Below are 13995 nucleotides of genomic sequence, written 5' to 3'. Positions count from 1 at the left end.
AAGTGTTTATTGTACCTGTTTTGAGGGTGCGGATCGCTTAAAAAGCAAGAGTGCGGATCAGTGCGAGGTGACCGGAGAAGTGGCGTGGCGGGCCGATGCAGATTCAGTGGCGCGCACGCTGACGGCAGCGGCGGCCGGACGGGTCTGCCATAAATAGCGCACCGAGGCGAGCCAGCAGAGGCTGTATCCCAGAAGCTCGGTCCCCTCTTCGGCCATGTTTTTCACCACGCGGTTGTAATCGCCCAGCATCAGGTGCTGCCACAACGCATGAATACCAAACAGTCGTGAGAAGACCAGCACCACTAAAAAGCCGGAGGCCATCACCGGCCAGCTGCGGTGTTGCAGCAGCCTGGCCAGCGCATGCAGGGTTTTTTTCGGCGTCCGCAGCGCGACGGCCAGGCAACCGGCCGTCACCGCCAGGGCGAACCAGATCCAGCTGCCATGCTGGATGGCATCAAACACAAAGTCGAGCTCACGGATCAGCATACAGCTATAGAAGCCCGCCACTAAGGTCAGCGCGCCGCGCTGAGCCGGACGGCGCTGGGCCGCAATAAAGAACAGGGCGGCAATCACCGCCAGCATGATTTCCTGGGTGGTTTCAGTAAAAGAAGTTTCATGCAGCGCATCATTCATCCAGGCCACATCAATATAGATGGGCAATATCATCAGAGCGAGGAAGAGTGCTGCCAGTATGAAGACCGTCATTTCACGGCCAATAATAGTCAAATCGTTGCGCATTTTGTTACCAGTATAATGATTAGCGGACTCATTATATTTTAAACGCCCGATTCTCTTTCTCTTTTCATGCCCCGCTAGAAGCTGGCGCTAAAGCCAAAGGTGTAAAGTTGCTGCTCGTCGTTGTTCAGCGCTTCGCTTTGTGAAAATGACGCGAAAGCCGCCAGTTTATCGTTCAGTGGCATTTGTGCACCGATGCTTAAATCAATACCGTCAGACTGATCCGAGCCATTCGCCGCCTCGCGCCGGGGGGTCTGCGGCGTATCCGCCATCAGATAGTGGTAACTCAGTTGCGCCCAGGGCGATATCCATCCCTGCTGCGAATCAATGCGCCATCCGACGCTGGCGCTCTGCTCACGGCTCTGCTGATCGCTGTAGTCACATTGCAGACAGTTCATCTGCTGGGGATCGACCGCATACTGCGCCACCGGACCGGTGGTGAATGACGGCGCAATCGGCAGGTTAACGCCCGCCCGATAGCGTTTACCCAGCGGCGTAGTGCCTACGCTACCGGTTTCACTGTGCAGAGCGATGGGGGAAGCAGTGGGAGAATTAATCGCAGCTTCAAACAGGGCGCGGCTCTCATCGCTGAAAGCAAGTGGCGTCAGGGCGATCTTCTCCGCCAGAATTGTGTCGTAGTCGGGCAGAAAGTCAGCATGCTGAGGCGCAGAAATGCCGCCGCGGGCAAACGTCGGTTGCGTTAACATTAACAGCCCTACAGCACAGCAGGTCCGCAGACCTTTCCAACCGCTTCTCGGCAACATCGCATCTCCAGGCCAGGCTGAAGTTATTATCCGGCGTCTTAATGAATTTTTCGGGCCGTCTCTGTTATTTAACCGGTGATCGTTTAACTATCAACCGATTAATTCTAAGATCAAGCGGACCGCTAAAATATTCTCGTTATAAAGGAACAAAACGATGCAACGATGTGGCTGGGTAACGCAGGATCCCCTCTATCTGGCGTATCACGACAGGGAATGGGGTGTGGCGCAGAGAGACACGCGTGCACTGTTTGAGATGCTTTGTCTGGAAGGACAACAGGCGGGACTCTCATGGATTACCGTGCTGAAAAAGCGTGAAAATTATCGGGCAGCGTTTCATCAGTTTGATCCGCAGGCTATTGCGCAGATGGATGCTGCCGACATCGACGCGCTGATGCTCAACAGCGGCATTATCCGGCACCCTGGCAAAATCGCCGCCATTATCGCTAACGCTCGCGCTTTTCTTGAGATGAAAGCGAAAGGCGAGCATTTCAGCGACTTCGTCTGGCAGTTTGTCGATAACGTGCAAATTGTTCACCATTATCCTGATTACAGTCAGGCACCCACCACGTCAGAGCAGGCTATTGCGCTCTCGAAGGCGCTGAAGCAGCGTGGTTTCAAATTCATCGGCCCTACAATTTGCTACTCCTTTATGCAGGCCTGTGGGCTGATAAACGATCATCAGAGCAACTGTTTTTGCCATCCTGCCAATCAAAAGGCGTGATTCCCGGTAAATCAGGATTTTTCCGCACTACATTCTCTGTCACCAGACGGCATAATCGTGCCACTTATGGGAAAGGTTTTCCCCTGTGTGTCAAATGTAAGGGAACAAAAATGCAGAAGAAATTAATCGCCATCACCTTGTTATTAAGCGGCAGTCTGGCCCTGCCAGGTTGTACCACCAATCCTTACACTGGCGAATCTCAGGCGGGTAAGTCAGGCGTGGGCGCGGGCCTTGGCGCATTAGTCGGTGCCGGTGTTGGCGTGCTCTCATCGTCGAAGAAAGATCGTCGTAAAGGTGCGCTGATTGGTGCCGCAGGCGGCGCGGCCCTGGGCGGTGGCGTGGGTTACTACATGGACGTGCAGGAAGCGAAACTGCGTGACAAGATGCGCGGGACCGGCGTCAGCGTGACCCGCAACGGCGATAACATCGTCCTGAATATGCCAAACAATGTCACCTTCGACTCCAGCAGCAGTAATCTGAAACCTGCCGGTGCCAACACTCTGACCGGTGTTTCAATGGTGCTGAAAGAGTATCCGAAAACCGCGGTAAACGTCGTGGGTTACACCGACAGTACTGGCAGTCGCGCGCTGAACATGCGTCTGTCACAGCAGCGTGCTGAAAGTGTTGCCAGTGCGTTAATCGGACAGGGTGTTGCCAGCGATCGCCTGCGCACACAGGGTGCAGGCCCGGATAACCCGGTTGCCACCAACAGCACCGAAGCAGGCAAAGCACAAAACCGTCGCGTTGAAATCACGCTCACCCCGCTGGGATAGTCGCGGTCGCCCCCGACCGGGGGCGCACCTTTTCTGTAAAGCATCACGTTAAAAGCACCAGTAATGTGTCTGCGGATAGAGCCAGCAGAGGCCTTATGGTAGTCTGATCAAAAATTGATCAGTGGATTTGCCCCATGTCTCTTAAAGCCATCGCTGCAGTTTTAGGTCTTTCCGTTACGACTGTCAGCCGCGCCCTTAATGGTTATCAGGATGTCGCTCAGGAGACGCGTAAACGCATTGAAGAGGAAGCGCAGCGGCGCGGCTACCGACCTAATGCGGCGGCCCGGCGGCTGAAAACCGGCCGTGCTAATGCAGTAGGGCTCGTTTATCCGGTCATTGAATCTTCGCTGAGTGGTAGCGACTTCAGCGATATGCTGCTGGCACTGGATCATCATCTTGCCCGGCATGAAATTAACCTGCTGTTGCTGGCGGATAAACAGCAGCAGAGTCACTCAACCCTGACGCGCCTGCTGCGCAGTGGGGCCGCCGATGCCCTGATCGTCGGCCATACCACGCCAGATGACAGCCGACTGAATGCGCTAATGCAGACCAGTTTTCGCTTTCTGGCGCTGGGCCGCAGCGATCTGCCAGCCACCTATGCCTGGTTTGATGTTGATCACCTTGCCGGTTCACAACTGGCGGTGGGCTGGTCGCTGGCGCAGGGACGGCAGCGGATAGCCTGGCTCGGCAGCAATGAAAACAGCACGCGGGTACGTGACCGGCGTCAGGGTTATCTGACGGCGCTGGGTGACGTTGCGCCTTATGCGATGGCGGCAGTCGCACCGTCGCGCCGTGCAGGTTATCACCAGACGCGTGAGTGGCTGGCAGAGGACCCCGCGCCGGAAGTGATTATCACCGACTGCGCTGCGCTGGCTGAAGGCGCAGCCCTGGCGCTGCAGCAGGCTGGTCGGGCTGCGGGCGAAGACGCCATTCTGCTTGCAGGCTGGGAAGGATTACCGCGTGATGCGATTCTCGATCATCCCATTGCTGCGATTTGCCAGGCAACGCCGCATCAGGCGGGTGAACAGGTGGCTGACATGGTTATCAGGCTGATCAACGGCGAACCGCCGGAAACGTTACAGACCCTGTGGCAACCCTGGCTGCAATTACCGGCCTAGCACTTTTTGCGCCGGGCTTCGCTTGTGCTAGTCTCTGCCGGGTTTCTTATTTCGCAGGATATCTCATGAAAATCAGGCCGCCTCGCGCCACCATCAGCGATGTTGCTCACGCGGCACGAACCGGTAAAACCAGCGTTTCACGCTATCTCAATGGCGAGCTGCATCTGCTCTCTGCTGACTTAAAAGCGCGGATTGAACAGGCCATTGCGGATCTCAGCTACCGTCCGAGTCAGATGGCGCGCGGCCTGAAGCGCGGACGTACCCGCCTGATCGGGCTGATTATCGCCGACATTACTAATCCTTATTCCGTCGATGTGATGAGCGGCATTGAAGCTGCGTGCCGGGAGCAGGGCTTCACGCTGTTGATGTGTAACACCAACAACGAAGTGGATCTGGAGCAGCACTATCTGCAACTGCTGAGCAGCTATCAGGTTGAGGGCATCGTGGTTAATGCGGTCGGCATGCGTGAAGAGGTGCTCAGCCATCTGCAACAATCCCTGCTGCCGATGGTGCTGATTGATCGCAAAATCCCCGACTTTCCCTGCGATGTGGTGGGCCTGAACAATGCCGAAGCGGCCGAGACGGCCACACGCCATCTGGTCGACAATGGCTATGACGCGCTGCTGTTTCTCAGCGAGCCCCTGGGCAGCGTGAATACACGACGCGAGCGTCTGCAGGCTTTCCGCCAGCTGCTGGCGGCGCATCCGCAGGTTGAGCATGAAAATGCGGAAGTGCCGCTGCACCAGCCCGCCGCACTGGACCAGGCGCTTCAGGCCTTTCAGCAGCGTCACACCGGCAAACGCTGCGCGGTGATGGTGGCCAACGGCGCGCTGACGCTGCAGGTGGCGCGATCGCTGCAGCGGCTCAATCTGCACTGGGGCCGTGATATCGGCCTGCTCGGTTTTGACGAACTTGAGTGGGCGGCGCTGGCGGGTGTCGGCATTACCACGCTGAAACAGCCGACCTGGCAGATTGGTTTCAGTGCGCTGGAGCGATTGATTGCGCGCATCGAGGGCAGTGAACTGCCTGTTGCGGAGCAGGTCTTCTCGGGTGAATTGATTGTTCGTGGCTCCAGCCAGCCTCTGGGCTGAATTTCAGATTTAACCTTCTGTTTACATGCTCGCTTCGTGAGCACGATCATAATTTCACAGTTTGCTGCTTTGCTTTGGAACCGGTTCCATTTAGGGTTTTTCTATTCGTTATGGGCAGACCTCTGCCATGGAGTAGAACATGAAACCTGACATTATCGTGGTGACCGCCGCTTATGGCCACACGCAGATCGCCGCACTCGGCGGTCAGGCTGCGCTGCTGCCAGTCATCCGGCAGGCGGGTGCTGACGGGGTCGAAATCCGCCGCGAACTGCTTGATGATGCGGCGCTGGCCGATCTGCCGGCGCTGGCCAGGGCGATAGCGGAGCATCAGCTGCATGCCAGCTATTCAGTGCCGGATACGCTGTTTTGTGACGGCGGCGAAATCAATCCACGCATAACCCACTACGTTGAAGAGGCACGCCAGCTAAACGCTCAGCGGCTGAAAGTGGCGCTGGGAGACTTTACGGGTGCGCTGCCTCGCGAAACGTTGCAGGCGCTGCTGGCGGATCTGCCGTTTCAACTGACCGTGGAAAACGACCAGACCGAACATGGCCGACTGGCACCGTCCGTCGCGTTTTTCACGGCGGTGCGCGAAGCCGATCTGCCAATTAGCATGACCTTTGATATGGGTAACTGGTGCTGGACCGGCGAGGATGCCGATCAGGCAGCGACGCAGCTGGCCGCGCAGGTGGGCTATGTGCATGTTAAAGCCGCCGTGCCGCATCAGGATAGCTTCCGGGCGATTGCGCTGGATGAGGCTGATGACCACTGGCGCACGCTGCTGCAACAGCTGCCCGCCCGCGCGCCGCGCGGTATTGAATTTCCGCTGGAAGGCGACGATCTGACTGCGGTGACGCGCCACTACGTGTCGCTGTTGCGTAACGTGTAAGGAACAGATATGACGCACACTAATCATCACAACGGTCCACTCGATGTTGTCACCATCGGCGAGGCGATGGCAATGTTTATCGCCCGCGAGACCGGCGATCTGGCCGCAGCAGAGACCTTTGTTAAACGCGCGGCGGGTGCAGAACTCAATGTGGCGACCGGCCTGGCACGTCTTGGCCTGAAAGTGGGCTGGGTCAGCCGTGTCGGCGATGACGCTTTTGGCCGGTTTATCTGCCAGCAGCTGGAGAAAGAGGGTATCGATCACGCCTGTGTGACGGTCGATAAGCGCTATCCCACCGGTTTTCAGCTCAAGTCCAAAGTGGATGACGGTTCCGATCCGCTGGTGGAATATTTCCGTAAAGGCTCGGCGGCCAGCCATCTCTCGGTCGATGATTTTGACGCGGACTATTTCGGCGCGGCGCGCCATCTGCACCTCAGCGGTGTGGCGGCGGCGCTGTCAGAAAGCTCATTAGACCTGCTGAAGCACACCGCCAAAGAGATGCGTTCGCGCGGCAAAACCATCTCGTTTGACCCGAATCTTCGGCCGGTGCTGTGGCGCAGCGAAGAGGAGATGCGTAAGCAGCTCAATCTGCTGGCGGAATATGCCGACTGGGTGCTGCCGGGCGAAAAAGAGGGGCTGATTCTGACCGGTTATCGTCAGCCGGAAGCGATCGCAGATTTCTATCTCGACAGGGGGGTGAAAGCCGTCGTGATTAAAACCGGTTGTGACGGTGCCTGGTATAAAACCGCGCAGGGCGAACAGGGCAATGTTGCGGCGATTAAAGTCGATAACGTGGTGGATACGGTGGGTGCCGGTGATGGCTTTGCCGTTGGCGTTATCAGCGCGCTGCTGGAAGGTCGGTCGCTGCCGCAGGCGATTCGGCGCGGCAACAAGATTGGTTCGATGGCAATTCAGGTCATTGGTGACAGCGAAGGTCTGCCGACGCGTCAGCAACTGGGCGACGTGTAGTTCGCGCCCCTCTACAGTCACAGGAGTTCCCGATGAAAAAGCAGACAATCGCGCCAAAACGCTGGTGGTTCATCATGCCCATCGTGTTTATCACCTACAGCCTGGCGTATCTCGATCGTGCAAATTTTAGCTTCGCTTCTGCTGCCGGGATTAATGACGATCTCGGCATCACCAAAGGCATGTCCTCGCTGCTGGGTGCGCTGTTCTTCCTGGGTTACTTCTTCTTTCAGATTCCGGGGGCGATTTACGCCGAGCGTCGCAGCGTCAAAAAACTGATTTTCGTCTGTTTGATCCTGTGGGGCGGCTGTGCCTCGCTGACCGGCGTGGTCAGCAACATTCCGATGCTGGCCGCGATTCGCTTTGTTCTGGGCGTCGTGGAGGCCGCCGTGATGCCTGCAATGCTGATCTACATCAGCAACTGGTTCACCAAATCGGAACGTTCGCGCGCCAACACCTTCCTGATCCTGGGTAATCCGGTCACGGTGCTGTGGATGTCGGTGGTGTCGGGCTATCTGATTGAATCCTTTGGCTGGCGTGAGATGTTTATCTTCGAAGGCATTCCGGCGGTGGTCTGGGCGATTGCCTGGTGGTTCCTGGTGCAGGATAAACCGGCACAGGCGCGCTGGATGAGCGATGCCGAGAAAGCGGCATTGCAGGCTGAACTGCAGAAAGAGCAGGAAAACATCAAAGCGGTGCGTAACTACGGCGAAGCGTTCCGTAACCGCAACGTCATCCTTCTCTGCCTGCAGTACTTTGCCTGGAGCATCGGCGTGTATGGCTTTGTGCTGTGGCTGCCGTCGATTCTGCGCAACGGTACGCAGATGGGCATGGTAGAAGCAGGCTGGCTCTCAGCGGTGCCGTATCTGGCGGCGACCATTGCGATGGTGGTGGTCTCCTGGGCGTCGGACAAAACCCAGAATCGTAAGCTGTTCGTCTGGCCGCTGCTGCTGATTGGCGCGCTGGCGTTCCTCGGCTCTTATCTGGTGGGATCAACGAATTTCTGGATGTCCTACACCCTGTTAGTGATTGCCGGTGCCGCGATGTATGCGCCTTACGGACCGTTCTTCGCCATTATTCCTGAGATGCTGCCACGTAATGTCGCCGGGGGTGCGATGGCGCTGATCAACAGCATGGGTGCGCTGGGGTCGTTCATCGGTTCATGGATTGTCGGCTATCTTAATGGAGCCACCGGCAGCCCGTCCGCGTCCTACATCTTTATGGGATCGGCCCTGCTGGTTTCGGTGTGGCTGACGCTGATTGTGAAACCGGCGCAGAACAAAGCGCCGCCGCTGCAGGGTGCAAAACCGGCCTGAAAGCGTAAACGCTAGAGATTGTTGACCCGCTTTGGCTCAGGGCACTGACACCGTCCGCAAAGACGCAAACCGCCATCCCTGGCCCGCGATGCTTTGCTACCGGTATCAGCGCCCATGGCCCTGGCGTCAGCAAACTAAAAGCGTAATCGTTAATCTCTGTTTCTTCGGGCGGCCTGCAAGCCGCCCGCAACTTATTGACCGGGAGCCACCGAATGAAACCCGCTGTAATTCTTTATAAAAAACTACCTGACGATCTCTATGCACGCCTGTCTGAACAGTGTGACGTGACGGAAATCAGCGATCTCTCGCCGGAAAGCCAGCAGCAGCATGCTGCGGTGTTTCAGCAGGCAGAAGGGCTGCTGGGATCGGGGGGTAAGGTGAATGGCGAGCTGCTGGCGAAAATGCCCAATCTGCGCGTCTGCTCCAGTGTTTCTGTGGGCTATGACAATTTCGATGTTGATGCACTGAATCAGCGTCACGTGGTGCTGATGCACACCCCAACCGTGCTGACCGAAACTGTGGCGGACACCATGATGGCGCTGGTACTGAGCACGGCGCGCCGGGTGCCGGAACTGGATACCTGGGTTAAAGCGGGCAACTGGCAGAAGAGCATCGGACCGGCGCAGTTCGGCATCGACGTGCACCATAAAACGCTGGGTATTCTCGGCATGGGACGTATCGGGATGGCGCTGGCGCAGCGCGCGCACTTTGGCTTCGGCATGAAAATCCTCTACAACGCCCGCCGCGAACATGAAGAGGCGCAGTCGCGCTTTGGCGCGCAGCGCTGTGAACTGGAAGCATTGCTGAAGCAGAGTGATTTCGTCTGCATCAGCCTGCCGCTGACCGAAGAGACGCATCATCTGATCGGCGCCGCCGAACTGGAACTGATGAAGCCGGATGCGGTGCTGATCAACGCCGGTCGCGGGCCGGTGGTGGATGAGCAGGCGCTCATCGCCGCATTGCAGGCGGGCAGGCTGTACGCTGCCGGGCTGGATGTGTTTGAGCAGGAACCGGTCTCAGCCGACTCTCCGCTGCTGTCGCTGCCCAACGTGGTGACGCTGCCGCACATCGGTTCCGCCACGCACGAAACCCGCTACGGCATGATGCAGGATGCGGTAGAAAATCTCATTGCCGCACTCGGCGGCAGCGTTGAGAAAAACTGCGTGAACCCGCAGGCACTGAAGTAATCCCTCGCCTTTCCATTGCGCCCGCCATCGGCGGGCGTTATGGTGAACCCCCGATTCGCTATCACAAATATTTAACCGTTATGTCCTTTTCTCAGTTCGGCGACAAATTTACCCAACATTCCGGCATCTCACGTCTGATGGAAGATATGGGCGCGGGCCTGCGCACGCCTGGCACCATCATGCTGGGTGGCGGCAATCCGGCGCAAATTCCGGCCATGAACGACTATTTTCAGCAACTGCTGCAGCAGATGCATGAGGAGGGCAAACTCAGCGAGGCGCTGTGCAATTATGACGGTCCGCGTGGCAAAGCGACGCTGCTGGCGTCACTGGCGGGACTGCTGAGTGAACAGCTCGGCTGGCCGATTACCGCAGAGAACATCGCGCTGACTAACGGCAGCCAGAGCGCCTTCTTCTATCTGTTTAATCTGTACGCTGGTCGCCGGGCCGATGGCAGCAAAAAGCGAGTACTGTTCCCACTGGCGCCTGAGTATCTTGGCTATGCGGATGCCGGTCTGGAAGAGGATCTGTTTGTCTCGGCGAAGCCGAACATTGAGCTGCTGCCGGAAGGTCAGTTTAAATATCATGTCGATTTCGAGCATCTGCCGATGAACGATGATGTCGGGTTAATCTGCGTCTCGCGCCCGACCAACCCCACCGGCAATGTGATCACTGATGATGAGCTGATGCAGCTCGATGCGCTGGCACAGCAGCATGACGTTCCGCTGTTGATCGACAACGCCTATGGCGTGCCGTTTCCCGGCATCATCTTCAGTGAGGTGCGCCCGCTGTGGAATCCCAACATCATTCTCTGCATGAGCCTGTCGAAGCTCGGCCTGCCGGGTGCACGTTGCGGCATTATTATCGCGGATGAGAAGACCATTACTGCGCTGAGCAACATGAACGGCATCATCAGCCTGGCGCCAGGCAGCATCGGTCCGGCCATCGCCAATGAGATGATCCGTCGCGGCGATCTGTTGCGGCTCTCCGAAGAGGTGATTAAGCCGTTCTATCAGCAGAAGGTGCAGCAGACCATCGCGATCCTGCGGCGCTATCTGCCGGAAGAGCGCTGCCTGATCCACAAGCCGGAAGGGGCGATTTTCCTCTGGCTCTGGTTCCGCGATCTGCCAATCACCACTGAATTGCTTTATCAGCGGCTTAAAGCGCGTGGCGTACTGATGGTGCCGGGCCACTTCTTCTTCCCGGGACTGGAACAGGCATGGCCGCATACCCATCAATGTATGCGGATGAACTACGTGCCGGATGCAGAGAACATCGAGCGGGCAGTGCAGATTCTGGCGGAAGAGGTTGAGATTGCCTGGCGCGACAGTTAATCCTGCTCTTCCTGTGAATCGGTTAACGACAGCTGGCACCACTGTGCCAGCTGCTGAATCGCCTGTTCCACCTCCGCATTCCAGCCGAAACCGGCATTCAGCCGGAAACAGTGATCGTAACGCTGATCGGTGGCAAAAATGTGGCCCGGCGCAATCCCGATGCCCGCATTGCGCGCTTTCAGAAACAGCTCGCGCACGTTCAGCGCCGCTCGTGGCATTTCCACCCACAGCACATAGCCTCCTTCCGGATCGGACACCCGCGTGCCTGCCGGAAATTCCCGTAGCACCGACTGACGCATTTCGCGGATTTGCCGCGCCAGTTCGCGCCGCAGCTTGCGCAGGTGAGCATCGTAGCCGCCGTTGCGTAGCAGCTCCGCTACTGCCGCCTGTGACAGCACCGAGGTGCCCATCGTAGAGGTATATTTCAGTGAGGCGATTTTGCGCATGTAGTTGACGCTGTGAACCCAGCCAATGCGAATGCCCGGAGCCACGGTTTTAGAGAAGCCGCTGCAGAGAATGGCGTTGGGGCTGAAGGCGCGCATCGGGAAGGGACGACGCTCACCAAAGGCGGTATCGCCAAAAATATCATCCTCGATGATTACCACATCGTTTTCATCCGCCTGCCGCGCAATATAGGCTTTATGCTCGTTGGGAATGCTCTTGCCCAGCGGATTATTGACGTTGCACAGGGTGAGAAAGACCCGCACCGCCTTGCGCTTAAACAGGCCGGTCAGCTTCGCCACATTCACATACCCTTCTGGCCCGGCTTCCACTTCAATCACCCGTAAATTGAGGTTATGCAGCATCTGCAGCAGCACGAAATAGCAGGGTGACTCTACTGCGACCACATCCCCCGGCTGGGTGGTGGCGCGCAGCGACAGCGAGATTGCCTCGATGCAGCCGTTGGTGATCAGGATATCGTCGGCGCTGATATTGCAGCCGTAATCGACCGCGCGGCGGGCAATCTCCGTTTTCAGCGGCGCATAGCCGGTGCCCTTGACCGTATTGCCGAGCAGGGCTGGTTTGCTGTAACCCATCTGGCGCATCAGCAGACCGATGCGTTTGACCGGATAGAGCGCGCTGTCACCGTTAGCCAGATCGAGGCGCACCCGGCAGTCTGAGCCGAGCATCGCCAGATGCAGTTCTGTCTGCTCATCCAGCGGCGCGATGGCGCGCGGCTGTTCGCTGACAGCGGGCAACTGACGCGAAGCGGGGCGTTGCGAGGCAACAAAAAAGCCCGATTTAGGGCGGGCGACGGCGTAACGCTCATCTTCCAGCGTGCGCAGTGTTTTCAGGGCGGTGGTGAGGCTGACATTGTACTGCGTCGCCAGCGTCCGCACCGACGGCAGACGGCTGTCGGGAGCCAGCGAACCGGCGTGAATGGCCTGCTTGATCTGTTCTGCTATCTGGCGGTAACGACTGCTCTGACTCTCCTGTTCCCCGACAACATCGGCCATCTGTTCCACCCCATATCGCGCTGATCTGTGCATATTCAACAGAGTACATTCAAAGTACTTTAGGCTGCATCTCTTAATTATTCATGATGCTGAACGGCACGGCGACCCCGCCAGCCACCGGGCTTCAGGCCATAAAGCGATTCTGTTCACCTGAGGGAAATGCGAGAAATGAATAATCTGCCCACCATGATGAAGGAGATTGAAGCCTATCTGTCGCCCGCGATCATGGAGTCGGCTCAGCGCTGCTCCGCCCGCCTGCTTGCGGTGTTACCGGATAAGCTGCAACTGCAGAACAACCGTGTGCTGCTCGCCTATGGCGGCGGAAAAGACAGCAGCTACATGGTGGCTTACGTGCGATACATTCAGGGCCTGATCTGGCAGCAGCAGGGCAGCACGTTCTCTCTTCGGGTCAGTACCAACCGCCACGCGGCGATGAATCAGAGCGTGATGGAGAATATCCACCGCGTTTATCAGGCGCTGGCGATGCACGACGATGAACGGGCGGAATGTCTGGTGGTGGATGGCATGCTGATCCGGCCGTTTGCCCGCGACCTGCCGATGCCGGAGAGCGTGCGGCAGCAGAACCGCCATGATGTGCTGATGAATGGACACCGCTTTCGCGCTGATGGGCGCTCGACCTTCTGCAACGCCTGTAATCTCAGCATGGTGAACTCCTTTGGCCTGGCGGCTGACTACAATGGCGGCGTGGATCTGATTATCACCGGCGACTCGCCGCAGGAGCAGGCTGCCTACGTTGCCTGGGCGCGGCACCTTTCACGGCTGTTTGATGCGCACGTCGCCAATAAAAGTCGCGGCTTCAGTGGCTTTCTCCGGACGCTGGACGGCGTGGCTGAGCGCTACTTCTCTGACGTTTACGGTGCCGATCAACTGACACCCGCGCACCGCATTACCCACCAGCTGGCGCGCGATCCGCTATTTTTCAACATCTATCAGGACACCGCCTATGAAGCGGGCGCGCACTGGGCGCTGCTCAGCGAATTTATGCGTTTCCGTTTTGATGAACTGATGTTCAGCTTTTCTGAGTCCGACTGCGGTAATCCGACGCTGATGGCTCACCTGCGCGGACTGCGGGCGGAAACGCTGTTGCAGCGTAACTATGCCGAAGGGATCCGTGAATATGTGCGCTTTGCGCTGGGGCTGATGGTGAAGAAAGATTTTCCGCCACAGCTGATTGATGAGATGGCGGCACGTTATCAGGATGACGACGCCATCCACCAGCAGCGGCAGCGTGCGGCGGACTTCGCCCTGCAGGCGTTTGATCTTAGTGAAGATCAGCTGATCTGCATGATCTACTCGCCCTTCCTGGCGCAGGGAGAGCAGCTCGGACAGTGGCTGTCGCAGCAGCAGATTGCGCTGGATGAAACAGCCATTCGCGACCTGCTTGAGCAGCGCAGTGAGGATCTCGCGCTGGCACAGCAGTTAACGCAGCTCTCCGGCCTGACGCTGAAGCAGATGCGGCACTGCTGGCAGAGTAAGCCGGTCAGTTCGCTGCTTGAGGGCAAAAGCCGCGATCCGCTGTCGCGCGTACTGCGTTTCGATCCCCATAAAGCGGTGATTCAGGTCAATAACGGTGTACTGAATGACATCGTGACAGAAATCATTTCCGGGCGTTAACCCGGTAAGGCG

At 57.7% G+C, this 13995-nt stretch carries 13 protein-coding genes; 10 read left to right on the top strand and 3 right to left on the bottom strand.

The annotated features are described in order from the left end of the window. Window positions 1–57: 57 nt before the first annotated feature. Window positions 58–738, bottom strand: a complete 681-nt coding sequence (locus tag N1689_RS18020) for a hypothetical protein (RefSeq protein ID WP_161733273.1) — start codon at window positions 736–738, stop codon at window positions 58–60. Between the two features lie 74 nt (window positions 739–812). Beyond that, the gene (locus tag N1689_RS18015) at window positions 813–1442 is read right to left on the bottom strand and encodes an autotransporter (protein ID WP_237566694.1); all 630 of its coding nucleotides are present in this window, start codon (window positions 1440–1442) and stop codon (window positions 813–815) included. Between the two features lie 211 nt (window positions 1443–1653). Between N1689_RS18015 and N1689_RS18010 the strand changes: the two genes are divergently transcribed. The 9 genes from N1689_RS18010 to N1689_RS17970 all read left to right on the top strand — a co-directional run bounded on the left by N1689_RS18010 (window position 1654) and on the right by N1689_RS17970 (window position 10891). Next, window positions 1654–2220, top strand: coding sequence for a DNA-3-methyladenine glycosylase I (locus tag N1689_RS18010; protein ID WP_161733269.1), 567 nt, complete (start codon window positions 1654–1656; stop codon window positions 2218–2220). A gap of 110 nt (window positions 2221–2330) precedes the next feature. Continuing rightward, a complete protein-coding gene (locus tag N1689_RS18005; RefSeq protein ID WP_161733267.1) occupies window positions 2331–2993 on the top strand; it encodes an OmpA family lipoprotein in 663 nt (220 codons plus the stop codon). A gap of 134 nt (window positions 2994–3127) precedes the next feature. After that, window positions 3128–4111, top strand: coding sequence for a LacI family DNA-binding transcriptional regulator (locus N1689_RS18000; protein WP_161733265.1), 984 nt, complete (start codon window positions 3128–3130; stop codon window positions 4109–4111). A gap of 65 nt (window positions 4112–4176) precedes the next feature. Further along, window positions 4177–5202, top strand: a complete 1026-nt coding sequence (locus N1689_RS17995) for a LacI family DNA-binding transcriptional regulator (protein ID WP_161733263.1) — start codon at window positions 4177–4179, stop codon at window positions 5200–5202. A gap of 139 nt (window positions 5203–5341) precedes the next feature. Beyond that, on the top strand, window positions 5342–6091 hold the full coding sequence (locus tag N1689_RS17990; RefSeq protein ID WP_161733257.1) for a sugar phosphate isomerase/epimerase: 750 nt from the start codon (window positions 5342–5344) through the stop codon (window positions 6089–6091). A 9-nt stretch (window positions 6092–6100) separates the two neighbouring features. Next, window positions 6101–7060 (top strand): sugar kinase, encoded by a 960-nt coding sequence (locus tag N1689_RS17985; RefSeq protein ID WP_260059641.1) that lies wholly within the window; start codon window positions 6101–6103, stop codon window positions 7058–7060. A 32-nt stretch (window positions 7061–7092) separates the two neighbouring features. Continuing rightward, window positions 7093–8373: an MFS transporter gene (locus tag N1689_RS17980; protein WP_150014500.1), complete on the top strand. Its 1281-nt coding sequence runs from the start codon at window positions 7093–7095 to the stop codon at window positions 8371–8373. A 212-nt stretch (window positions 8374–8585) separates the two neighbouring features. Beyond that, window positions 8586–9560 carry a glyoxylate/hydroxypyruvate reductase GhrB gene (ghrB, locus tag N1689_RS17975; RefSeq protein WP_260059638.1) on the top strand — a complete coding sequence of 325 codons (975 nt, stop codon included), beginning with the start codon at window positions 8586–8588 and terminating at the stop codon, window positions 9558–9560. 80 nt (window positions 9561–9640) lie between these two features. Continuing rightward, window positions 9641–10891 carry a valine--pyruvate transaminase gene (locus N1689_RS17970; protein ID WP_161733250.1) on the top strand — a complete coding sequence of 417 codons (1251 nt, stop codon included), beginning with the start codon at window positions 9641–9643 and terminating at the stop codon, window positions 10889–10891. Here N1689_RS17970 and N1689_RS17965 read toward each other — a convergent pair. After that, window positions 10888–12348, bottom strand: a complete 1461-nt coding sequence (locus tag N1689_RS17965) for a PLP-dependent aminotransferase family protein (RefSeq protein WP_161733248.1) — start codon at window positions 12346–12348, stop codon at window positions 10888–10890. The genes N1689_RS17970 and N1689_RS17965 overlap by 4 nt on opposite strands. 168 nt (window positions 12349–12516) lie before the next feature. Here N1689_RS17965 and N1689_RS17960 point away from each other — a divergent pair, with 168 nt between their 5' ends. Then, on the top strand, window positions 12517–13983 hold the full coding sequence (locus N1689_RS17960) for a hypothetical protein (protein WP_260059635.1): 1467 nt from the start codon (window positions 12517–12519) through the stop codon (window positions 13981–13983). The last annotated feature ends 12 nt before the right edge of the window (window positions 13984–13995 follow it).

Origin of the sequence: Pantoea sp. XY16, assembly GCF_025153065.1 — a bacterium.
GTDB classification, from domain to species: domain Bacteria; phylum Pseudomonadota; class Gammaproteobacteria; order Enterobacterales; family Enterobacteriaceae; genus Pantoea; species Pantoea alfalfae.
The sequence above is the reverse complement of the archived record's forward strand: the minus strand, read 5'-3'. Positions and strand labels throughout refer to the sequence as shown.